The organism is Nostoc sp. ChiQUE02 (assembly GCF_034531305.2).
Taxonomy (GTDB): domain Bacteria; phylum Cyanobacteriota; class Cyanobacteriia; order Cyanobacteriales; family Nostocaceae; genus Nostoc.
Genome location: NZ_JAVRBN020000001.1, coordinates 429230 through 451775, shown reverse-complemented (window position 1 = coordinate 451775; position 22546 = coordinate 429230). Strand labels below are relative to the sequence as shown.

Genomic DNA, 22546 nt, shown 5'->3' with positions numbered 1-22546 from the left:
TCGAGCTGCAACTGACCCCAGCAGAGTACTTTGGTTAATACTGTGCTGCCTCGTCGCAGTAATGCCCGAATCCGAGCAAATTAATAGAAAGCTTCATCTATCCAATAGGTTGAGAATAGTTTATGCCTAATGACATCAATTCATTCGTGTTCATTTCATTTGGGTATATTCATCTGATTTAGGATTTACTCCATTAAGTTTGTACTCATCAATGCCCGCCTGTTAAGTAGGTAGTTACAATTAAATATAAGATATGGAAACGCACCCGCCATACTCATAAGAGAAAACAAGACCCAGAAAAACGACGACTTAAGCTTGCAGACCTAGATACGGAGAGCGATTTTTTTCGGGGGAGATGGGCAACAATTAAGTAGGGGCCTTAAACATCAATCATCCCAAAGACCTTGAAACTTGGTAGACGCAAGTTCGGTGTAACGAACAGTATGCTGAATATTTTTATGCGCCAAATAACTCTGAATTGTTCGGGTATCAATCCCTCGATTAGCCAGATAATAACCTGTTCCATGCTGTAGCATATGAGCATGAATAGGGAAAGGCAAACCAGCTAACTCACCAGCCCGCTCAACAATGCCGGCGATCGTATCATGTGCCAATGGGCCAAGTCGAGAAGACTGGAAAATATAGGGACTAGCAGGATAATCTCGTTGCAACTTTAAGAAACTTTTTAGGCGTTGAAGTAGTTGAGGTTGCAATGCTCTAAACATGGGCAATTCATCCCAATCCCTTGGGCAGCCTTCAATGTATCCTCCTTTCTCTTCCCCCAACTCGTCTTCTAAGCGTTGACCAATTGAGTGTAAGTTATTCCGTATCGCTGTAGTGTTTATTTCACCTTCTATTGGTAATACTTCCTGTAACTAGATATGTAAAGTTTTGTATCATAATTCAACATTTCTGCTGTGGATGCAACTCTATTCTCACTAAAGGGCTTGTCATGCTCAATGTCAATTATTTCTAGTTTTTTCTGATTATTTCATTATTTTTGTATTAAGGATAGGTCTAATAATTTAATGGTTTTCTTCTAACCACGCCTGAAACATCAACACATCCCACAAATAATTTTGCCAGTCTCGCTCAGATGAAAGATGTTCTGCCCATTTTTGTCGAATCGGCTGCGGATTCAAAAATCCTTCTTGCTGTAGCCGATGTTCATCTAGTAGGTCTTCTGCCCAGTCTCGCAAAGGAACGCGTAGCCAACTATCAATCGGCATTCCAAACCCCATTTTAGGGCGCTCAATCAAGTTTTGAGGTACATACTTGTACAGAATCTGACGTAATAACCATTTACCCTGACCATTACGGATTTTCATAGAAAGTGGTATACGCCAAGCTAATTCCACTACGCGGTGATCTAAAAATGGTATCCGACTTTCTAAACTCACACCCATACTGGCTCGATCAACTTTGACTAGGATATCGTCTGGGAGATAATTCACTGTGTCGAGATACATCATCTGTTGAATGAAGTCGGGTAACTGCGCTAATTCTTGGCGATCGCTATAATTCATCAAAGGCTTTAAACTATTTACTACTAATGCTTCTCGCTCTTTCCAATGAGAAATCATGCCTGTGTACAAAGCTATAGCATCAGAAACTGCCAATATTTCCGCAATCCAGTGCAATTTATCCCCAGGAGTCGGTTGCTTGAGTTTAGCTGGTAGTAAGCCATAAAAGTTAGCCAAACCACGATTCCAAGTTTGAGGCGATAAGCTTGATAGGGTACGTGCAGCGGCTTGGCGCAGCGTTAGAGGTATCCAGCCAATCTTTTGCCAAGTGCTGTGACCCCAAAAATAGCGTTTGTATCCGGCAAAAAGTTCATCCCCACCATCCCCGGAAAGACTGACTGTTACATGCTGTTTAGCAAGCTGGGAAATTAAGAAAGTCGGAATCTGGGAATTGTCGGAGAAGGGTTCATCGTACAGTGTCGGCAGCTTGGGGATGACGGCAAGTGCATCTTTTGGGGTTACATAAAGTTCTGTATGGTCTGTGCCTAAATGCTGTGCTACTGCTTTGGCGTAATGTGCTTCATTATAATTATCTTCATCAAAACCGATGGTAAATGTTTTTACAGGTTGGCTACTTTGAGCCTGCATTAGGGCTACCACAGTGGAAGAGTCAACCCCTCCTGAAAGAAAAGCTCCTAAGGGCACATCTGCAATCATGCGTAGTCCGACTGCATCTTGTAATAACGCCTCCATCTGTGCCACAGCTTCTATTTCCGACCCGGTGAAGGGTTCATTAACACCCAACTCGGCGGCTTTAATTGCAGACCAGTAGAGTACAGGATTGGGATGAGTATCTACGCCGTTCCAAGTGAGGACTGTTCCCGGTGGTAACTTATAGATGCCTTCGTAGATTGAATAGGGTGCAGGTACGTAGTTATTTCGGAAAAACGCTGCTAAGGCATCACGGTTGATTTTTGCCTGGAAAGCGGGATGGACTTTTAGAGCTTTTAACTCGGAACCGAATAGAAAGGTTTGACCCATCCAACCATAATAGAGAGGTTTTTCACCCAAGCGATCGCGCCCTAAATGCAAAATTCGCTCTTGACGATCCCACAAGGCAAAAGCAAACATCCCATTGCAGCGCTCAATTGCTCTATGTAATCCCCACTGACTAAAACTAGCCAGCATCACCTCAGTATCAGAACGTCCCCGAAAATGATGGCCTAGTGATTCAAGTTGACGCTTTAACTCCAAAAAGTTATAAATTTCACCATTAAAAACAATTACATATCGACCATTCGCAGATATCATCGGCTGATGTCCTTCTGGCGAAAGGTCTACAATCGCCAGTCGTCGATGCCCCAAGGCAATCCCTACCTCTGCATCAACCCAACTCCCACCATTATCTGGCCCTCGATGTAAGAGTGTGTCTGACATCTGCTGAACCATGTAACACAGTTCGTCAGGGCTGACTCGTCTAGAGATATTCCAAAAACCAGCAATGCCACACATTGAATCTTACCCTTTAAATTTAGTTTTTTTAGCAAGCACGTTGTCGTATAGCGCCTCATATTGAGCCACAATGGAGTCTAAAGAAAAGCATTCGATCACCCTTGCCCGTGCAGCTTTTCCCAAGGCTTCTCTGCCCTCCTTACCTATATCTATCAACGCTTTCCAAGCATTCGCTAATGCCTCTGGATCGCTTGGGGGGATAACTTTTCCTGTATCACTAACAATCCAGGCCGAGTCTCCCACATCTGTTACGACACAAGGAACACCACAAGACATAGCCTCGCCAATTACATTAGGAAAACCTTCTCCAGAGGAAGAGGAAGAGGCGATATCTAAAGCAGCAGTTAAACGGTGTATATCATGACGTTCACCTAGTAGATGTATCTGCTTGACAAGCCCTAATTCATGGATTAGCTCAGATAAAATATGATTTTGCCAATCTACTTTATTGCCAGCAAGAACAAATTGGACGTTGGAATAATTATTAAGTAGTAATGCAGCAGCTTGAAGAAAATTAAAATGATCCTTTATGGGATGATAACGACCAATCAAACCGATCAGCAAAGCATTTTCGGGCGTATTTAATTCTAAACGAAGACTAAGGCGAGCCTTGGCTGATGGTGTGAATTTTTCTGTTTCAAACCCATTAGGAATTACACAGGTTTTCTCGATACCATACCCGCTTTTTTCGTGTTGTTTAGCACTATTTTGAGAGTTATAAATAATTTTTGTAGGAAAGTTAGAAAATTGAGCGCACAGTTTAATAATAATAGTTGTTCCCGGCTTTTCTAAGTCTAAAGCATAAAGTGAATGACGTACATTCCATAAAACGAACATCTGTCTGAATATAAAAAGTCTGGCAAACTGTGCAGCTAAGTTTCCATGATACATCCAACCTTGAATTAAATCAGGTTTAAGTTGGCGGATTATATTAATCAATTGCCAAATATTAACTAATTTAGGCTTTCCTTGTTTCATCCCAATGGTGTAAACAGGAATACCTAAATTTGCAATGCGATCGCCCCATGTACCACGATCCATCAAAGAAATGACAACTGGACTAAAACGCTCTTGATCTATTCTGGAAAGGAGTTTATAAAGCATCACTTCAGCCCCACCGGTAGAAAGCCCTGTAATGATATAAATTATTTTCATGATGAATTTCCTACTTTAAATCTTTGCTCTAACTGACTCGCCGCAGTCATAGCAGCTATTAATGAGAACATTATTAAGATGTAGCGTTCCTCTAAAACATTATGGCTAAATAGCCCCCAAAGAAGAATAAAAGCAGCAAAAGCCAAGCCAATATATTTAGTTTCCCCGTGGGCATGTTGTGTGACTGCATATACTAATAGAGGTAGGATGAAAGCGCCTAAAATTCCGTGGTCTGCCATATAGTATAAGTAGATGTTGTGTGTAGATATTTCCATATTCCATGTTAAAGTTGAGCCAATGCCATTACCGAAAAATGGATGTTTAGTAAATAGCTCCCAAGCTAACTGAGCCACTTCTAAACGAGAATCAGCAGAATCTTCAGAATCAGAAGTTGAAATGTTTTGGAACCATGCAATTCTTTCAAGAGAATTTTGATTTAGGCTAAAATTTTGTAAAATTTCTTCTGACCACTGTGAACCGAAACTAATAATAACTGTTCCTATTCCCAACACCCAATAAAGTAATTTATGAAGGTTAAGTATACTGGTGATGGTAAAAATAATAACTGTAACTAACCAGCCAAGAATAGCTCCTCGAGAAAATGTTAACAGCACCCCAATACCGATGATAGATACAAAAGGTAAACGATATATTGGTTGCAATAGACTCACACTAAAAATCATGCCAAGTACTAACGCAGCACCATCACTGTTGGGATTTAGGTAAAATCCAGCAGACCTGCCACCAGTACCTAATGAATTAAATGCGATCGGGTTAAAAAATTCGTAAATATTGTTGAATACAGCCATTAAAACTGTGATAAAAATTGCCCATCTAGTCAAATAATGAATATTTTTGTTACAAGAAAAAATCAAGATATTTATTAGAATAAATATCACTGATAAAATCCGCTTTTTTAATTCTTCAACAGCAATTTCAGCAGGTATCGATAATAATACGAACCATAATAAAGAGACAAAGATAAACCCAAAGCACCAAGTAATCACAGAGCGTGATATATATTTTATATTTGAAAAAAGCAATGGTATGGAGGCTAGACCAAAGAATACGATCCAAAATAAGGGAGGTCTAGAGAAGATTCCCGATGTATACAAATAGGAACTAATTTCTGTGAAGAAAGTCAAAATAGCCCCTACAGCAAGGGCACATTGGTAATAAAATAGTAAATTGTGTTTTTTATTTATAGATAGATTCATGGGATAGGCAAAGTAAAGCGGCTTCGGTTTTAAGGACTAATTTAACTACTGAGAACTGGTCAATAATTCGCTGTCGAATTTGCGTGCGATCGCACTCAATCTTCCCAATATCTTCTATCAACCTCTTCATAGCAGTTTTCAATGCTTCTGGATTTTTAGGAGGTACTACTACATCGGTATCACCAACAATCCAAGCAGAATCACCTACATCTGTTACCACACAAGGGACGCCACAGGCCATCGCTTCTCCAATCACGTTGGGGAATCCTTCTGTATAGGATGAAGAAACAACAATATCTAGGGCATTGTATATTGCAGACATATCTGTACACGCTTTTACCCAGATAACTTGATCGGAGATGCCTAATTCATCAGCCAGTTTATACAACTCTCGTGCATAGTTTTCCGACCCACTACCCACACAGACAAAACGCACATCCTGTCTTTCCTTATAGAGTAATGCTGCTGCTCTAAGAAATGTGGGATGGTCTTTCCTTATATCTAGTCTCCCCACTAAACCGAGCAAAATCGTGTCTTCAGAAATTCCCCACGATCTTCGTATTTTTATCCTAGCTCCTTGATCGGGTTTAAATAGTTCGATATCAATACCATTAGGAATTACTGTCATCTTGTTAGCAGGAAATCCATGAGTCAGGTAATATGCTCGACCGGCATAAGAATTGACAATAATCAAGTCAGCAAAGCGGGATAAAAGACACTCTAACTGGAAAAGCAAACACCCTAACCAATTGTAAAAATCAGGATCTACGTTAGATGATCGTATTCCCCAAACCATGCGTGTTGAAGGAAAAAAGGGCTTTAAGAAGATAGTGAGTAAATTAGGTATTCCAATATATCCATGCAACACATCGGGATCTATATATTGAAGATGCTGAACAATACGCCAAAAGAAGCTAAATAAATGCCAACGTCCTTGTTTCTCTAAACATATAACTGGGATACCGCTATCTTTCAAGTCTTTATCTAAAGATAATGAGCCACTAGGGTAAAAACATAAAACGGTGACATCAAAGCATTGTTTATCAAGAGCTTTTACTAGTGTCACTAATTGTCTTTCTGCTCCTCCATAGTTAAGGTCACGAATGAGAAATACAATTTTATTTTTCATATTTTTAAAATAAAAGTTGGTTGTAAATTCTCAGGATTTCTCTTTAAGAAATTCCTGAATTTTCATGACATCTGGAAAACCTCTCTCTAAATCCCTCTCCTTTTAGGAGAGACTTTGAATTTTCCCCCTTCCCGCATCGGGAAGGGGGTTAGGTTTTTTGTGGGCTTTTCCACATAGCATGAAAAGTCAGTAATAACTTCAGCTAACAATTTTTCCCAGATACTCATTATTTTCTCTACACTGAATCGTTCGATTATTTCTGGCGCACGAACAGCTAAAGACTTCCGTTCTTTTTCATCAGACATTAATCGTTCCATTGCTGCGGCTAATGCTGACACATCTTCATTTGGAACCAAAATGCCATCTATGCCATCACGAATAATCTCTCGTGGCCCACTGGGACAATCTGTAGAGATGACTGGTAATCCACATGCCATTGCTTCGCAAAGTGCATTAGGAAAACCCTCAAAGCGGGAAGACATAATAAAAATCTCTGCTTGCTGTAAAAAATCATAATTATTTTTTACCATTCCAGGAAAATGAACGCGATCGCTCAATCCAAGTTGGTTACCCAAAGCTTCCAACTCTGGGCGTAGTGTACCGTCTCCTAAAATTGTCAATGTCCATTCTGGATAACGATCCTTCAGTTGTGCAAAGGCTTGCAGCAATAAATCAAAGCCTTTCTCTGGGACAAAGCGTCCCATAGCAATGAGCGATCGCTCTCTCAAAACCTTGTCTGATGACTGTTTTTCTATAGGTGGTAATACAACCATATTAGGGATAATACAGCTATTAGTTTGCAGTTTCGATGGAAAACAATCTCTTGCTCTTTTCGTTTGAAAAACAATCCGATCTGCAAATGGATAAGTCTGTTGTCGTAGTTGTTTCCAATTTCCACCTAAAGAGCTTTTTACCGGATTACTACGTTCAGACACAACTACTGGTATATTTAACCATCGCGTTGCTAATAAAGCGATCGCATTAATTTTAGACGTGAAGCTAATCACAGCATCTGGGTTGTTGTTGATAATTGCATTTCGTAATATTCCGATGCGCTTCAAGTTATTCCAGATACCGATAACCACATTGGGAGATTTACTAGCGATACCTAACGGAGTGTAAACAACACGACTATCTAAATCAAATTGGGGTATTTTATTCTCATCAAATGTCAATATAGTAATTTGCCATCCCTTGGCTGCCCAGTAATTTGCCATGATTGACATGACACGTTCTGCACCGCCATAAGTAAGGGAATGAATAATTAATGTTATCTTCATTCAAGTAAAACTAGACTTCCACATTGGTTAAATATGTTGATCTTTGCATGGAACGAAAAATGACCGTGTGCACAGATGGACACAGAAGATTTAAGATAACAAAACGAAAATAATCTAAATCACTATTTAAAATTGCTTTATGGTAGCTTTGTTAAACCTCTACTAGCTGCTTATACTGATCCACTATTTTTTTATGCTTATCATTGCTTTGAAAACAAAAATTGATTACATCCAAGACCGCCAGCACAAGTTTTCAATCTTTCCAATGTGTATCCTCTTGCTCGATAAAAGCCAAAAATTTCTTCCGGCTTTGCAACTTCAAAAGGATAGCCACCAATCCAGTCAATTAAGTCATACCAACGGCTCATGCCTCGGTTTTCGTGATATTGCAGCCAATATTGAATGTAGCTATTTATCCGTAAGGTTAATAATGCAACTCCCATCAATTTTATTTCACGCGGAAACAGTACTAAAATTGCAAAGGGTAGCCTGAAAAATTTTGGTAGAGTATTGTAAGTTTTTTTAATTTGTTTCCACCGCTTACTCCAACCACCCTGATCATTATAAATTGCTATAAACAATTGTCCCCCATTCGCAACGGTCAAACTAACATTTTCTAGAGATCGCCACATGTCTCCAGTATGGTGAAGGACACCCCATGAATAGACAATATCGAACTGCCCTAAAGATTTTAAATAATCCAAATCTAGAACTGAACCTTCATCAATAATCCAATCAGAATCATCCATTGAGAAATATCGGCGTTTGAGTTCTTGTGTACAAGCTACAGAATCATGATCGTAATCAAATGAATAAACTTTAGCTCCAAGGCGATGTGCAGCCAAGGAAAATAAACCACTGCCAGAACCGATATCAAGAAAGCTTTTATCCTGCAAAGTATCTAGCTTTAGCATCTGCTTGAGAGACTTTTCAGCTTCTGCAATGTGTTTATCATTGAGAACCAATAAAAAGTGTCTCCAGTTCTCACCAAATTGGAATCGTTCACCCTGTTTGACTTCTATTATATAACTTTTTTTCATGGCTTTTTCTCTAGTAATAAAGGTTTTTTTGATTGGATTTTCCTGTAATATCTCATAATTTACTCTTGATTTTAGCTATTTTTTCAGGACTAAATAAGTTTTTAATTCATAAATTAAGTTACGACTTCTTCCCATATCATATCTCCATATTTTTTTATAAAGCGAATTGTTTATTTATTTCTAAATTCCCAGCATTAAAAAATTTTTGAGCGTCGGGATTTTCACTTTTATATCAGATACTGGATAATTAATCATTTTTTAAATTTAGACTATTATCGTTTAACCTTGCCTTTAAAGAATACGTTAAAAATAAGAATGAAAAAACATAAACGCAAGTAGTAGATAAAGCAATACCTATAACACCAAGCCATTGCATAAATACATAATTTAGAAAAATATTGATGATTAGATTATAAGCAGAACCCCACATCAATATATGATTGGCTTGCATAGCAGAAATTAATCGTACAACCAAAGTTCCTGCTATATAAAAAGGAATTTGTAAAGCAAAATAATTTTGTATCTGAGCTACTAAATGAGTATCATTAGCTGTAAACGAACCTCTTTGAAAGAGTATCTGAACTATCTGCTCAGAAAATACCAGCAAGAATGTTGTCAGCAGCATAGTAGTCACAAAGATGAGCTGCATATACTGCTTAAGCGTATGGCGTGCACCTATCCAATCGTTAGAAGCTACCATCTTAGAAAAATAGGGAATCACAGCAGTGCTTAATGCTGTGGTAGCTAGAGATATCGGGAAGGCAATCAGCTTGTTGCCATAGCTGAGTGCTGCTACACTACCAGGTGACAACATCGCTGCCATAGATTGATCTACTAAATTTGTACTACACATTAAAAACCCCCCTGCAATCATAGGGAAATACTGGTTAACAACCTGACGCAGGTGAGTGTCGAACCCATACCATTTTGGAAGCAATGAAATGCCTTGTCGGTGTAGTGCTGCTCCTAAAAGAGTTATTTCTACTACTGCACCGCAGACTAAGCCTGCTGCTAAGGCGAAAATACCCCAAGATTTAAGCATCAAGAGCAATAGGACGCTAATAGTTGGGGTGATAATTGGTGACAAAGCTACTAAAGCAAAACGCTCTCCTGCATTCAATACCGCGCCCCAGATGATAATAATCCCACTTAAGAGAACAAAAGGTGCGATCGCACAGAGCAAATGAAAAGTCATATCTAACTTCTCGGGACTAAATCCAGCAGCAATGTATGATAAATACACGGGTGCGCTAGCTAACATCAGTATCGTTGTGATTCCTAATAGTCCCAAGCCGCTGATTGTGGCTCCACAGAAAAGCCTTTGAGCCGCCTTTATACCTTCCTGTTCTCGTACCTGCATATAAGTAGGTATAAGAGCAGTATTAAAAGAACCAGCGACTACATTAATGATAAAAGAAGGAACCAACAAGGCAATTAAAAACGCGTCTAAATCGTCTCCAGTACCAAACCTCTGAGCAACCACCAATTCTTTACCTACAGCCGCAATTTTAACCAATGCTGTCAATAAACCAACTATCATCGCTGCACCAAAAATTTGGCGATTGATAGAACCACTTGTCAGTTGCTTCCAGTAATCAACTAAGCTTTGCAAACGCCACATTTTCATACCGCAGTTTAAATGATTGAGAATTATTCAATCTAAAATCTAAAATTCGATAAGCGTGGTAAGGATAATTGAGATAAACTCGTATAAACTTTCAGTAAATGCAAATATAGTTTGCCCTTCATAGTGATGCCATTAATACAGTTAAAATTCTTGACAATTTCTCCACCAAATTTTTCTTTAAACTGATTAATACCTAGTTTTTCCTGATCTGTGTTTCCAGTATACCAGCCTCCAAAATCATAAACCGAAATTCCTAAATTTTTAAACCTCACTAGATCCTGCCAGTGATGGTAACGATTTGCACGTCCTAAAATTGACTGATAGGAAGTATCAGTACTATTTTTAAGTGACGCAGAATGCAAAAGACGAACTCGATTATTACTACGATAATAAACATGCCAAACTAAAGATTCACCATTTTTTAACTTGGTATGTGAAATTTCAATTACACCAGCATCTACGCGATTTTTTAGCTGGCTTCGATTAATCTTGGTTAACCCTTTTTGGGAAGCAAATAAATCATAAAAATCGGCAAACTTATTCATAACATCAGAGTCAATATGCTCAAAAGATTCATAAATAACCTGGTCTTTTTGCTCTGCTCGCCTAATCTTATATCTATCATTGCTACTGATACTTTTCCAAAGTTCATCATGACTTTTAGTTAGGTCAATTAACCTTGTATAAAATTCATCAGACTGACTACCCTCAATGGGGTGTATCCATTGCCTATAATGGAGTACATCTACATTACCTAATTCTTGTGGATCTTCGTCAAACCAGACTTCTCCCACTGAAAAGATAAATTTCTTTGTAACAATTAACATAGCTTATTTTCCTCATTCTGTAGCTAAAATCCACTTATCAAAAGAGTAATTATCAATTCCTGATATTGAAATGCTCACTTATCCATTTTCGCGAAATTGTTACTACTGAATTTGGGTTGATAACTAATCGATCTCGCTTTCCATCCACACATGCTATCCATTTATTTGTATCAATTTTGTGAGGATCAATATGGTGCATACCTATTTGATTCCAACCTATTCCACTTGCTTTGATAATTGGATTCTCTTTGACTTCTTTCTCTTGATAACTTGTTGTTGTCAGATTTGTGATTTCAAATGCTCGAACTTTATTTCCATAAATCCGCTCACAATCCTGGGTATATCTAATAATTTTGTCATCGAGTACTACAACTCTACCTGCTGGTCTTGTTATGTTTTTATTTCCCTCTATAACAGGACTTTTAGGATGTTCAATCCACGAACTTGTCAAATCTTTAGAATAATAAAGACGGAGATTATTCCTGGCTTCTGATGTTGCAGTTAATAGCCACCACAGATTATTGTATTGAAAAATACTAGGATCAACAAAATCTCTTTTATCAAGTAAGGTTTTAATAAATGTCCATTTTGTTGGAAAATTAGTTGCTTTATACAAACGAATAGAACCAGCTTCAGAGGTTTCTGGAATCATATAATATTCGTTTTGGAATTTGAACACGTATGGATAAGATAAATGAAACGCTTCATCAAGTATAATTTGTTGATAATTCCATTTATATGCATCATAGCTAGTTGCTAATCCTATTACTCCTTTATTCTGAAGGCTATTCAGAACTTCAAAGAACATATACCAAATCCCGTCCTCACAAACCATAAATGGGTCAGCAACAAAGTAGGCTGGGATATCTGTTATATCCTTGGCAGTCAAAACTGGATTGATGATTTTTTCTGGACTAACAAAATCAAAAAGAGATTTGCCTATATAAATTCCAATTGACCATTCGCTTCTTCTTGCGACAAAAGTCTTGGCTATATTTTTCATTCCAGCTAAATATCTATCATTAACTCTAGATACTCTATTGGATGCCTGTAAGATCCTGTTGATCTTATAGTTTTTGTACATATTTATTCTCCTGTTTCCTATTGTGAAGTTTGATTTTTTTATCTTCCTTAGGGTTTTATATGTGCCAGTATTTTGACAGAATTATTGCTGGAAATATTTGCTGCCGCATAATTATCTAAATGTTTAGGTTTATATCCTGGCACTAGTTGCTCAAGCAAAAACAGGATAAAACTCGTATCGTTTTTAGCTGCTGCTTGACATAAAGTTTCTACAGTAATAGCCAAATTTTCTGGAATCATCCCACTAGCATTTTTGGCTACTAACAGTTTTTCATGTTGAGTTGCTTCATATTCTTCTCCGGGAAGAAATAATTCCTCAAATAACTTTTCACCTGGACGTAAGCCAGTAAATACAATCTCAATATCTTGGTTGATTTCGTATCCTGAAAGGCGAATTAATTCTTTAGCTAAGTCAACAATTTTCACAGGTTTACCCATGTTCAACATTAAGACTTCACCACCACGACCAAGTACTGTCGCCTGCAAAACAAGTTGGACTGCCTCTGGAATCGTCATGAAATAACGACGAATATCTGGATGAGTAACAGTTACTGGCCCGCCTGCTGCAATTTGTTTTTTAAAGGTGGGAACTACACTACCTCGACTGCCTAAAACATTGCCAAAACGGACGGTAACATAAGGCTTACCACTTTCTCTTGCGGCTTGCAGCACCAACATTTCGGCGACTCTCTTACTAGCACCCATAACATTGGTAGGATTAACTGCTTTATCTGTAGAAATCATCACAAAATGTTTCACATTATATTGCAGCGATAGTTCTAGTAAATTTTTTGTCCCCATTACATTGTTGGTGATTGCTTCTACTGGATTTAATTCCATTAATGGGACGTGCTTATGAGCCGCAGCGTGGAAAATGACATCAGGTTGGAATAGCTCGAATGCATGTTCTAATCGAGATTTAAAGCGAATATCAGCAATGAAGGTAGAAAGACGAGGAGTGTTTCTTGGTGATTTGCCCTCATTTTCGAGAACTTGAACAAGTTGTTCTAGTTCTTGTTGGATATTGAACACAGAGTTTTCTCCATGTCCCATAAGGATTATTTCAGCAGGATTGCATTTAAAAATTTGACGGCAAAGTTCGCTACCAATTGATCCACCTGAGCCTGTAATTAGTACTGTTTTACCTTTAAGGAATTGAGCAACTTGCTCAATATCTATTTGTACAGGTTCTCGTCTTAGTAAATCTTCAATCCGTACATCTCGAATGCTATCAACTCGCACACGACCATTGAGGATTTCATGTATGCCTGGTAAAGTGCTAGTTTGGGTTCCAGTTGCTTTGCAAATATCTAAGATTTCTCGAATAACTCCACCTGTAACTGTAGGCATTGCAATGATAACTTTATGGATTTGGAGAGATTTTAAAACATCAGGTATTTGATAGCGATCGCCTACTACAGGTATCCCGCGGATGTATGCACGAAATTTGTGCGGATCGTCGTCAATAAAAGCAACAGGATGAAACCCCAGTTGAGGATTTCTTTGCATTTCTTGCACAAGGGAAACGCCAGCATTGCCAGCACCAACTATCAACACGCGGTCTTGTGGCTTAAATACTGCACGTTGCTGACTGATTCTTTCTACAATTCGAATACTAAAACGCACTCCACCAATAAAAATACACGAAAGTAACCCGTCGATTAATGGTAATGATTGTGGCAGTGTATCCAGTGCTAAATATGGTATAAATCGCATAGCATCAAAGAATACTGCTTGAATTATTATTGCAATACCCATTAGCATCGTTATATATAAAAGTTCCTCAATACTGGCATAGCGCCAGTAAAGTCTATAAAAACCAAAACTCCACAATACAGTTAGTTTGACTGCTAAAAAAAGTATTGTTGTAATTCCTAATTTTACTCTATACTCTTGGATGGAAAAATTACCATTTAAATAGAGGTTGAGAGCGAAAAAGGCTGTAAATGAAAAAACAATAGTATCAAAAACAAACAAATGCTTGTTTTTTAAATCTAGTAATTTTATCAATAAGCCGCTAATTAATTTTTGAGGTAGCCAGTGAGAAGCAAATAACAAGCAATCCATGTATGTATAAAGCCTCTAGGATAATCTAAGTGAAGTAGAAATATTCCAAGCTAATTCAAAACAAATATAGTCAATTAACGCAATTTAAAAGATGTTGGCGCTGTAAAACTACCCTATGAAAATACTAATTTTAGGGGATTTAACCTGCCAGGATTTTTTTAAATTTACATTAGACTTTTAATGCCTATAAATCAATGTATTTCGGTTATTGATATCTTTTTATCCAGGCACGCTGCACATAGCTGTTTCCTTGTGGGCATACGGATATAAACCTTGAGAAAAAGAGCATAAAACAATGTGCATTCAAGTTGCAGAAAAGTCTAGCTAGAATTGCATAAGTTTAACTAGAATTGCTTAATCCCAACCTTTTTTAGGAAATATCAAGCTTTAAGTGAATCCTATTGCTTTATAAATAAGCATTGTTAACCACAAAGCAAAAGTTGCCACCCCTAAAGTATTTTGTATTTACAAAACTGTTGAAGAGGATTTTTTACTAAGCTTATTAACTTTGTAGCAGTTTCTTATTAGTTGCGTCATGCCAATTTGGCGTAACTTATGCATATAAAAAGACATAACCCATATGCTTAATTGTATGTTAGTAGTTATTATTACTTCTTAAGTTAGGAAACCCGCTCAACTCACTGGTTCATCGGTACGCATCTATGGAAATAACACAGGTTGGGGGCGCACAGATGTTCGCCCCCACAAGTTGATTATTTACAAGCCTTTATTTAAGTTCCCAACTAAACTTTTGCTTCCAAAGACTTGAGTAACTCGGTATTCACACCCGATTCACGAGTCAGGGCAATTTTGCCAGTCCGCGCGATTTCTCTCAAACCAAATTTTTGCAACACCTGCACGATCGCTACCATTTTACCTGGATCTCCCACAACTTCTAGGGTGAGAGAATCTTCCGCCACGTCCACGACTCGCGCTCGGAAAATCTGAGAGAGTTCGATCACTTCTGAGCGATTGCTGCTACTAGCATTCACCTTCAAAAGCATCAATTCCCGCTCTACACAAGGAGTTTCGGTAATATCCTGTACCTTAAGGACATTGACTAACTTATACAGTTGCTTGGTAAGTTGCTCGATAACGCGATCGTCACCAGGTACAACCATCGTAATTCGGGAAACTCCTCCCTGTTCAGCGGGGCCAACAGCAAGGCTTTCAATATTAAAGCCGCGACGGGCGAATAAACCAGAAATGCGGGAAAGAACACCCGCCTCATCTTCTACGAGAACTGAAAGGGTATGTTTCATCTTCGCCAACAGAGGCTAGAACAGGATTTGAGGAACGCAGACACTAGTACAGCTTTGCAGAATTCACTCATTCAAAATTCAAAATTCCTTGAGTTATAAACCCTTGACATTTTGTCAGATGTATGGTGATTTCTGTGGTGGCGTACTATTGCACTAATTATCAGTGCGACCTTTTATTGTAAACTCAATAGCTGCAATCATTACATTCTCTAGAGAGAAAAAATTAGGCAGAAATTATACTGCAAGGAGGAATTACATTGAATGCATCTCTTTTCATTGGCAGATGCGGCATTTTTGTAAAGCTTTTATACTCAGATTTACATGAGCCTCTAATAGGAGAAAAGTTTTTATGGGTTGGTTAAAAAGACTATTTGGAATGGAAAAACCTCAAAATGCAGAAGTAAATCCTACTCCGCAGTCAATAGCGCAAGCTCCTAGTACTAACGCTGCTCCTACTGCTACTCAATCAATACCCCCAGAACGTCTGGGATTAAGCGGCGAATATGACCAAAGTGGGTTGGCAAAGCGGGTAGCTTTGGCATTCGATCAAGATCCCCAACTCGATGATGTTAATACCCTTTGGGTTGCTCAAACTGGTAGCACTGTAGTATTGAAAGGTAAAGTTCCCAGTCAAGAAATTCTCAACAAGATGATTTCTGTAGCTCGTTCTGTGCATGGCACTACAGATGTTGATACTAACCAAGCCACGATTGGCTAGGTGTTTATTAAGGAATTCAAAATTCAATAGTGGCGATCGCATTGCTTACCCCATCGCACCCAAAGCATAACATTTAGGGAGTAACCAACGGTTGGCGATCGCCAACCCACCTCTCAATCCAATCTAAAATAGCTTGGTTGACTTGTTCTGGACATTCATCATGGGGACAATGCCCTACATCCTCCAAATTCAGCACTTCCAATTTCTCGTTGTACTGGGCAAATTGGCTAGCAAGGGTTGGGGGAACAAACCGATCTTTTTGTCCCCAAATTAAGAGCATCGGAATTGTTAAGGTTGGTAATACTGTCTTGACACTGGGACTAAAATTAATTCCGATCGCAGCTTTGAACAAAGCACTAAACGCCCTTGCCGAACCCCGGTCTTGGGGAGGCCCTGCTAAGATTTCTATGAGTTCATCGGTAATCGCTTCTGGGTTAGCGTAGGCAAGACGTGCCCAGCGACGCAGCACCCCAGGACGGCGCACGAAGTTAAACACAGGTTTAAGAATCAACGGCGAAGCGACAATATTTTTAATTGCTCTGACCACTGGTTGTAGCAGAGGCGGGATTGCTTCTTGCTCTAATGACGGGTCGGGTAAACTCATCATCACCATACCTCGTACCATATCAGGATGGGTGGCGGCAGCTGCCATAGAAATCAGTGAACCATTGGAATTGCCTATTAATATTGCTGGTTGACGGATAAATGTTTTCCAGAAATCGTAAACCTGCTCAACCCAGAGTTCGATGCTGTAATTAGCTGCGGCTTTTTCCGAAGCGCCAAAACCCAGCATATCGATGGCGTAAACTGTGTGATGCTCACCCAACACCTCTAAATTATGTCGCCAATGACCAATGGAAGCGCCAAAGCCATGTAACAAAATTAGGGGTGTTGTATTGTGGTGATTTTGGCTAGGGCGAATGTAAGTATAACGAGTTTGCCAGCCACGCCAAATCCAATCTCTTTGATTACCAACCCGTTCCTGCCAGTGTACCGTAGTGGTCACACTTACCTCCGATTTATCAGCACTGAAATACCATTATAAGAAAAATGTCTTTGGGGGTTGGGGCAGGGCAAACGCATCTTATTTACTAATAAAAACTAATAAAGATTTCAAAAGCATCTAGATAATTGTAAAATTTGATACGATTATAAATAAAATAAATCAACTCTTTCCTCAGAGCATGAATTAGCTTATCTGAAACCGAATAACTATTTATTAATATTAAAAAATTTTATGAATTTGGTACAAAAAAGTAAATTTATTTGCAATAACAAGTGAAAGTTTTAACTAGAATCTTAAATTAAAGTATATACAAAATTTTGCAGTATCCCAACTAATTTTGACCACCTCCGGTGTAAATTACCAGCCATACTCGCTATAAAAGATTCCTTTTTTTATATTTTCAATTGCTTGCTTTACGTATTGAACTATATTGTTGGGAAGAGCTTCAACTTCAAACCAACCCAAATCGTCACATTTTTGAGGCTCCATATTTTCAGGTTCATATTTCCATTTATTTGCCAAAATAAAAGCATCAATCCATTCTTCTCCAGAATCTTTGCGATGAATAATATGAACTACTTGCAAATCTTGTATATTTAAATCTATTCCCACTTCTTCTTTTGCTTCTCTGACTACAGCCTGCACCAAAGTTTCATTTCCATCTACTAACCCAGCAACAACACTATAGTTCCCATCTTGATACCCTGTGTTAAAACGTCTAATAAGTAATATTTTATCATCCTTAATCAAAATTAAATGAGAGGCTGGTATCAGCTTAAATGGATTATTTTTCATCAGATTCATTATGAAAATTTTTCATAAAGTTCATGATACTTACTATCTGGATTTGTTTTTAATAAGCGATATGCACTTCAGATTCTAAGTTGTATAAAGGTTTGACCTAATCATGGTAGAAAAAGATAAATGAATCATTCTAAAGAATATCTATACTATTGAAAATTTTACCTCCATTGATTGTATCAAACGAACTTAGAAAGTAAAAAAGCAGGGAGCTGGGGAGAAAAACCACGCCACTTGCGGGACTTGCTCTCAATCAAGGGAGAAAAAGAGCAGGGGGCTTTTGCTCACATGGATGGGACAAGGTTTGTACCTTTTCCCCTACCCCCTATGCCCCATTCCCCTATTTATCTAACAAATTGGGGCATAATTTCGGCAGCGGTAAATATTCCATAGATGCCGCGTTGGTGCAATTGTCTACCAGCTTTGAGATAGCCGAAAGCAGGGCCGCAGACATTGGCTGCCATGCTGGTTTCATCTCCCAGAGTAAAGGTATGGGTGGAAATCTTCCCTTCAAAGGTACGCCCTGTTACCTTCACATTGGTGCTGAGGGGCTTTTTGGGATTGCGGGTATCGACTACACCACCAACTGTAACGCGATCGCGCCCTACTATCCCTGCAACTTCTAACATCACATCATCAGCGTGTTCCATATTTGTCAAGGTCAGCACGCCATTTGTTTTATCTAGTAGTGCTTCTACTTCCGCGTCAGTCATCGCCCTAGCAGTTTCCACTGTGTAACCAGGCATGTGGCCGATGTCCTCTCGAACGGTGGCGCGGTAAGCTTCCCAGTTAGCAATTCCCACCCCAAAGGTAATTTCAACTTGATGAATTTCGGCATAGCTTTGGGCGGCTAAAGCTGCTGCTGCTGTTAACAGTCCAGGCGTAGCACCACATCCTGTCATGTAGGTAATCCCAGCGGCTTGCAGTTCCTCTTTCATCGCTAGGAGTTGTTCTACAGCAGTGGTGCGTTTAATCGCATCTACTAATACCCCACGCCAACCAGATTTGATAAACTGCTTGGCTACAGTGGGAATAAAGTCATTAGGTAGGTTGGGTAAAGCCAAAAAATACCCATCTACAGGTTGAGCTATTTCGATTAAATCCTGAATACTTTGATTTGTTAATGTACCAACTGGCTCTAAATAACCCAGCGAACCTTGGGACTGATAAGTTGCAATGGATTTTTCAGTATTTAAACCTTCAGCAGCGTAGGCGTAGCCTTTTTGATCTGCGGCTGCGACTAAAATCATTTCCCGTTTGCCAGCAACTACCTTGGCGGCTGCTTGTCCGAGTCCGCCGAAACCCAATACTCCCACACGTATCGCTGGCGAAATATTTAGAGAATTTTTGACTTGTTCAGAATTCATAGTCAATTCGTTAAGTTGAATCAAAAGCCTTTAGCATTCGGCATCTCAGCTTCCGGCTTTTAACTGGTGGCTGATGGCTGATAGCTCAAAGCTATTAGAGATTAATTATGATTCATTATCCTGGGTTCTTGGGCTTGATATTGCAGATATTTATCTCTAGCGATCGCTTTTGAGTTTTTTGACTCGGACTATACCAGATTTAAAGCAATGACCGCAACTGGCAACCCAGGAGAAAGCTTAAGAGGATGTTTGAAAAGTCTATGCTTGTCCCATGCTGGAGTACCAGTGCCACTTCATAGAACGCTGTACATGGCAGTTGATGACCCCAACAGCTTGCCAGTGAAGCAATTGCAGAATATTCCTAGTGTACAGTTGGCTTTTGATCCAGATGAACAAGGAGAAGCTGCTGCACGAGTTGTCAAGAAACTACTGCCACAGTCTAAGCGGCTCAAATGGAAGGCTAGTGATTGGAATCAGCAGCTAAGAGATTATCTACACAAACATAAGCAACAGCGCAATTTGGAGCAGGATTGAGTCTTTAAAAATCAGCGTCCTAGTAGTGAACTGTACAGTCGAATAAGTAGTACTAACGTAGTTGTTTCGTACTTTTTTTGATTCAAGTGATTTGAAATTTGCTCAAGCGATCAGTTTTTTCTGCAATTTTCAGAAAAACCCTCCTGTGAAATTGTATAAATAAATAACGGGAGCAACGCGAAAAAGTGAGATTGGGGTTTAATTCTCAGTTATATAGCTAAAATCTCAATAAAAACAGTTATTTCACTGTGATGCCTGCGGTTCTTGCTAGCCTACGCACTATTAAACAGGTGATTTCTACCCCTAATTTTTAGCACCTCACAAAATCGCGTTGCTCCCATAAACAACTGAAAGTCAGCGTGGATGCAATAAAAGATTACGAAATAATTGGCATTCCAAAAAATTATTAGATATATCAATGTAGGAGAAATTTAAGATGAAATATAAGTTACAGGTTTTCTTATTATTATTAAGCTTATTTGCTTCTGTAAGCACTTCTATAAATGCAGTAGTTGCCCAAGAGATTAATCAAAATTTTCAATTAATCACCGATAATACTGAAAAAGAGGCAAGCTTTACAAAAGCACCAAAACCGACAGATACAAGTAAAGAACTCCAAGCTTTTTTTAGAAGCCAATATGACTATTGGGATGCACGGATTTTAGCTAATTATTGGGGACAGTCGGTGGAAGATGCTAAAGCTAGAATTGGCAGAAAAATTCTTTGGGGGAGAAAGGATGTTGCCATCCTAGAACAGTTTCTTTTAGATGCTAGAGTGAAAGCTCTCCAGTCAGTAGGAACAACTCCAAACTCTCTATATAATCAGTCGAAATATAAATACGATGATGCCGCATTACTAGCTAAATTTTGGGGCGATCCGTCACCTTGGGATGCCAAGCTAAGGATTGAACGTAACCTAATTTTGGGTAATGACGAGATTATCGAGGAAGCATTGCAATATGCTCGTACCTCAAAATAGTAAGTTTAGACTAATTTTTAGCAATCATTAAACAGTGATGTCCGAGTTGAATTGGAAAATTGGTTTTGAGATTGAGCTAATGGCACCGCCAGGACTTAGCAGACAGGATTTAGCAGAGGCGATCGCTCAACAACATGATGGCTTTGTCCATCGCATCTTTTACCCTCAATCTGAACCAAGTCATGTACCGGGAACTCCTTTGTTTCATAATCTCACCTTGGGGTTTGAGGTTATTGATAGCGAAGGGAATTTAATTGTTCGCTGTGTAGATGATCTCACCCTCCAAGACGACTTAGACAAAACTCAAAAACCGCAGCCAGAATGGTATCGAATTGTGAGTGATGATACCAGACTTTTACAACTGGTCATCTGTCAAGCTGACCCGAAAGCAGCTTCTGGGGAAGTACTTAAACCAATTGCCGATTTATTTGCTACTAAAGTGGAAGTAGGACCTGGTGGTATGATGCGTGTTGCCGATCATACAGGTAATCCGATTGCGATCGCTGCACTCTTACCAGGGGAACGAGAACGCCCCTGTGAACTAATTACGCCACCTATTGATAGCAATCATTTCCAGCGTTTGGAACTTCTGCTCAACAAGGCTCGCTCATTGGGTTTCAAAATTCCCTGTGAAGGTGCGACCCACTTCCATTTCGATGCTGTCAACTTATGTTCACCAAGAGTCTTCACCAATTTAGTTAATATTTTGTGGACATACGGGGAAATTTTGAAAAAATTGGTGGGAACTAACCCTCATTGCAGGCGTTTGGGGGCTTGGGATGAAGACTTGTTGACACTAATTAATGAAACTGGTTTTTGTGAGATGTCTTGGTCTGATGTCCAAATGGGCCTTGCCAAATTGCAGTTAACAAAATACTGTGACTTTAACCTCAAAAACTTAATTCATCAGATTCCTGACAAATTTACTTTTGAAGCTCGGATTTTTCCCTCTTGGCTGCATCCAGAACCGCTAATTGAATCAGCCGCATTGATGGAAGCAATTCTAAATTATGCAGTATCAGCGCCTAAAATATCGCCTACTGTACCCCTGGTATGGAAATTAGAATTTGTACAGGATTTTCTCAAAATTCTGCCAATAGCGGCACATTTTCGCCAAGTTTGGTTGTCTCGTGCTGCCAGTATGGCATAATTTTATGAAAAATTGGAGCGTTACTGAATCAAGAGATGAAATCAGGACTTACCCACTGTACAAATTAGGCTTAGAGAACCCTAACCCGTTGGTTTTCAAGTTAAAAAACTCGGTAAAAATTCAAAGTTTATTTATCAAATTCTGAAATGAGTTTTTTGACAAACTCCTATCAATACTTACACCTCAGTCATCGTAAAGCGTTAAGTCTATTTGAGTAAACGCTCATTTGAGTATTTACTCAAATTATCAAAGGATTAATTTTGGGTAATGGCAAGTTAAAAATAAAACAAAATTTCAGAATTACTATAAGCGAGTTTTAGTTAATGCGA

At 38.9% G+C, this 22546-nt stretch carries 19 protein-coding genes; 4 read left to right on the top strand and 15 right to left on the bottom strand.

The window, feature by feature from the left end; translation table 11 throughout:
* Nucleotides 1–386: 386 nt before the first annotated feature.
* The 12 genes from RM347_RS02095 to ilvN form a co-directional block, all read right to left on the bottom strand.
* A complete protein-coding gene (locus RM347_RS02095) occupies nt 387–725 on the bottom strand; it encodes a tyrosine-type recombinase/integrase (protein WP_322722451.1) in 339 nt (112 codons plus the stop codon).
* A gap of 300 nt (nt 726–1025) precedes the next feature.
* Nucleotides 1026–2975 carry an asparagine synthase (glutamine-hydrolyzing) gene (asnB, locus tag RM347_RS02090; protein WP_322722450.1) on the bottom strand — a complete coding sequence of 650 codons (1950 nt, stop codon included), beginning with the start codon at nt 2973–2975 and terminating at the stop codon, nt 1026–1028.
* A 6-nt stretch (nt 2976–2981) separates the two neighbouring features.
* Nucleotides 2982–4130: a glycosyltransferase family 4 protein gene (locus RM347_RS02085; protein ID WP_322722449.1), complete on the bottom strand. Its 1149-nt coding sequence runs from the start codon at nt 4128–4130 to the stop codon at nt 2982–2984.
* Nucleotides 4127–5347 carry an O-antigen ligase family protein gene (locus RM347_RS02080; RefSeq protein ID WP_322722448.1) on the bottom strand — a complete coding sequence of 407 codons (1221 nt, stop codon included), beginning with the start codon at nt 5345–5347 and terminating at the stop codon, nt 4127–4129. Before RM347_RS02080 ends, RM347_RS02085 begins: the two co-directional genes overlap by 4 nt.
* Entirely contained in the window at nt 5328–6476 is a 1149-nt protein-coding gene (locus tag RM347_RS02075) for a glycosyltransferase (protein ID WP_322722446.1), read from the bottom strand. Before RM347_RS02075 ends, RM347_RS02080 begins: the two co-directional genes overlap by 20 nt.
* Nucleotides 6477–6562: 86 nt before the next feature.
* A complete protein-coding gene (locus RM347_RS02070; protein WP_322722444.1) occupies nt 6563–7756 on the bottom strand; it encodes a glycosyltransferase family 4 protein in 1194 nt (397 codons plus the stop codon).
* Nucleotides 7757–7956: 200 nt separating this feature from the next.
* Nucleotides 7957–8796 carry a class I SAM-dependent methyltransferase gene (locus tag RM347_RS02065; RefSeq protein ID WP_322722443.1) on the bottom strand — a complete coding sequence of 280 codons (840 nt, stop codon included), beginning with the start codon at nt 8794–8796 and terminating at the stop codon, nt 7957–7959.
* A gap of 247 nt (nt 8797–9043) precedes the next feature.
* Complete coding sequence (gene murJ / locus RM347_RS02060) at nt 9044–10336, bottom strand: murein biosynthesis integral membrane protein MurJ (RefSeq protein ID WP_322722442.1); 1293 nt, start codon at nt 10334–10336, stop codon at nt 9044–9046.
* Nucleotides 10337–10455: 119 nt separating this feature from the next.
* Nucleotides 10456–11250 carry a hypothetical protein gene (locus RM347_RS02055; RefSeq protein ID WP_322722440.1) on the bottom strand — a complete coding sequence of 265 codons (795 nt, stop codon included), beginning with the start codon at nt 11248–11250 and terminating at the stop codon, nt 10456–10458.
* Nucleotides 11251–11302: 52 nt separating this feature from the next.
* Nucleotides 11303–12334, bottom strand: coding sequence for a glucosamine inositolphosphorylceramide transferase family protein (locus RM347_RS02050; RefSeq protein ID WP_322722439.1), 1032 nt, complete (start codon nt 12332–12334; stop codon nt 11303–11305).
* A 47-nt stretch (nt 12335–12381) separates the two neighbouring features.
* Nucleotides 12382–14400 (bottom strand): polysaccharide biosynthesis protein, encoded by a 2019-nt coding sequence (locus tag RM347_RS02045; RefSeq protein ID WP_322722438.1) that lies wholly within the window; start codon nt 14398–14400, stop codon nt 12382–12384.
* Between the two features lie 743 nt (nt 14401–15143).
* Nucleotides 15144–15662 (bottom strand): acetolactate synthase small subunit, encoded by a 519-nt coding sequence (ilvN, locus tag RM347_RS02040; RefSeq protein ID WP_012408560.1) that lies wholly within the window; start codon nt 15660–15662, stop codon nt 15144–15146.
* A 349-nt stretch (nt 15663–16011) separates the two neighbouring features.
* Between ilvN and RM347_RS02035 the strand changes: the two genes are divergently transcribed.
* On the top strand, nt 16012–16380 hold the full coding sequence (locus tag RM347_RS02035; protein ID WP_322722437.1) for a BON domain-containing protein: 369 nt from the start codon (nt 16012–16014) through the stop codon (nt 16378–16380).
* A gap of 73 nt (nt 16381–16453) precedes the next feature.
* Here RM347_RS02035 and RM347_RS02030 read toward each other — a convergent pair whose 3' ends face one another.
* From RM347_RS02030 to bioU, 3 genes are all read right to left on the bottom strand, one after another.
* Nucleotides 16454–17386: an alpha/beta fold hydrolase gene (locus RM347_RS02030; RefSeq protein WP_322722436.1), complete on the bottom strand. Its 933-nt coding sequence runs from the start codon at nt 17384–17386 to the stop codon at nt 16454–16456.
* 357 nt (nt 17387–17743) lie between these two features.
* Nucleotides 17744–18181, bottom strand: coding sequence for an NUDIX hydrolase (locus RM347_RS02025; protein ID WP_322722434.1), 438 nt, complete (start codon nt 18179–18181; stop codon nt 17744–17746).
* Between the two features lie 350 nt (nt 18182–18531).
* Complete coding sequence (gene bioU, locus RM347_RS02020) at nt 18532–19554, bottom strand: (S)-8-amino-7-oxononanoate synthase BioU (protein ID WP_322722432.1); 1023 nt, start codon at nt 19552–19554, stop codon at nt 18532–18534.
* A 207-nt stretch (nt 19555–19761) separates the two neighbouring features.
* Here bioU and RM347_RS02015 point away from each other — a divergent pair, with 207 nt between their 5' ends.
* The 3 genes from RM347_RS02015 to RM347_RS02005 all read left to right on the top strand — a co-directional run bounded on the left by RM347_RS02015 (nt 19762) and on the right by RM347_RS02005 (nt 22217).
* Entirely contained in the window at nt 19762–20088 is a 327-nt protein-coding gene (locus tag RM347_RS02015) for a hypothetical protein (RefSeq protein WP_322722431.1), read from the top strand.
* A gap of 436 nt (nt 20089–20524) precedes the next feature.
* Nucleotides 20525–21067 (top strand): hypothetical protein, encoded by a 543-nt coding sequence (locus tag RM347_RS02010; RefSeq protein ID WP_322722429.1) that lies wholly within the window; start codon nt 20525–20527, stop codon nt 21065–21067.
* Nucleotides 21068–21104: 37 nt separating this feature from the next.
* Nucleotides 21105–22217, top strand: a complete 1113-nt coding sequence (locus tag RM347_RS02005; RefSeq protein WP_322722427.1) for an amidoligase family protein — start codon at nt 21105–21107, stop codon at nt 22215–22217.
* The last annotated feature ends 329 nt before the right edge of the window (nt 22218–22546 follow it).

Excerpts from the sequence above, each read along its gene's own strand:
- RM347_RS02095 (WP_322722451.1), bottom strand. The coding sequence starts at position 725 with ATGTTTAGAGCATTGCAACCTCAACTACTTCAACGCCTAAAAAGTTTC.
- asnB (WP_322722450.1), bottom strand. The coding sequence starts at position 2,975 with ATGTGTGGCATTGCTGGTTTTTGGAATATCTCTAGACGAGTCAGCCCT.
- RM347_RS02085 (WP_322722449.1), bottom strand. The coding sequence starts at position 4,130 with ATGAAAATAATTTATATCATTACAGGGCTTTCTACCGGTGGGGCTGAA.
- RM347_RS02080 (WP_322722448.1), bottom strand. The coding sequence starts at position 5,347 with ATGAATCTATCTATAAATAAAAAACACAATTTACTATTTTATTACCAA.
- RM347_RS02075 (WP_322722446.1), bottom strand. The coding sequence starts at position 6,476 with ATGAAAAATAAAATTGTATTTCTCATTCGTGACCTTAACTATGGAGGA.
- RM347_RS02070 (WP_322722444.1), bottom strand. The coding sequence starts at position 7,756 with ATGAAGATAACATTAATTATTCATTCCCTTACTTATGGCGGTGCAGAA.
- RM347_RS02065 (WP_322722443.1), bottom strand. The coding sequence starts at position 8,796 with ATGAAAAAAAGTTATATAATAGAAGTCAAACAGGGTGAACGATTCCAA.
- murJ (WP_322722442.1), bottom strand. The coding sequence starts at position 10,336 with ATGATAGTTGGTTTATTGACAGCATTGGTTAAAATTGCGGCTGTAGGT.
- RM347_RS02055 (WP_322722440.1), bottom strand. The coding sequence starts at position 11,250 with ATGTTAATTGTTACAAAGAAATTTATCTTTTCAGTGGGAGAAGTCTGG.
- RM347_RS02050 (WP_322722439.1), bottom strand. The coding sequence starts at position 12,334 with ATGTACAAAAACTATAAGATCAACAGGATCTTACAGGCATCCAATAGA.
- RM347_RS02045 (WP_322722438.1), bottom strand. The coding sequence starts at position 14,400 with ATGGATTGCTTGTTATTTGCTTCTCACTGGCTACCTCAAAAATTAATT.
- ilvN (WP_012408560.1), bottom strand. The coding sequence starts at position 15,662 with ATGAAACATACCCTTTCAGTTCTCGTAGAAGATGAGGCGGGTGTTCTT.
- RM347_RS02035 (WP_322722437.1), top strand. The coding sequence starts at position 16,012 with ATGGGTTGGTTAAAAAGACTATTTGGAATGGAAAAACCTCAAAATGCA.
- RM347_RS02025 (WP_322722434.1), bottom strand. The coding sequence starts at position 18,181 with ATGAAAAATAATCCATTTAAGCTGATACCAGCCTCTCATTTAATTTTG.
- bioU (WP_322722432.1), bottom strand. The coding sequence starts at position 19,554 with ATGAATTCTGAACAAGTCAAAAATTCTCTAAATATTTCGCCAGCGATA.
- RM347_RS02015 (WP_322722431.1), top strand. The coding sequence starts at position 19,762 with ATGACCGCAACTGGCAACCCAGGAGAAAGCTTAAGAGGATGTTTGAAA.
- RM347_RS02010 (WP_322722429.1), top strand. The coding sequence starts at position 20,525 with ATGAAATATAAGTTACAGGTTTTCTTATTATTATTAAGCTTATTTGCT.
- RM347_RS02005 (WP_322722427.1), top strand. The coding sequence starts at position 21,105 with ATGTCCGAGTTGAATTGGAAAATTGGTTTTGAGATTGAGCTAATGGCA.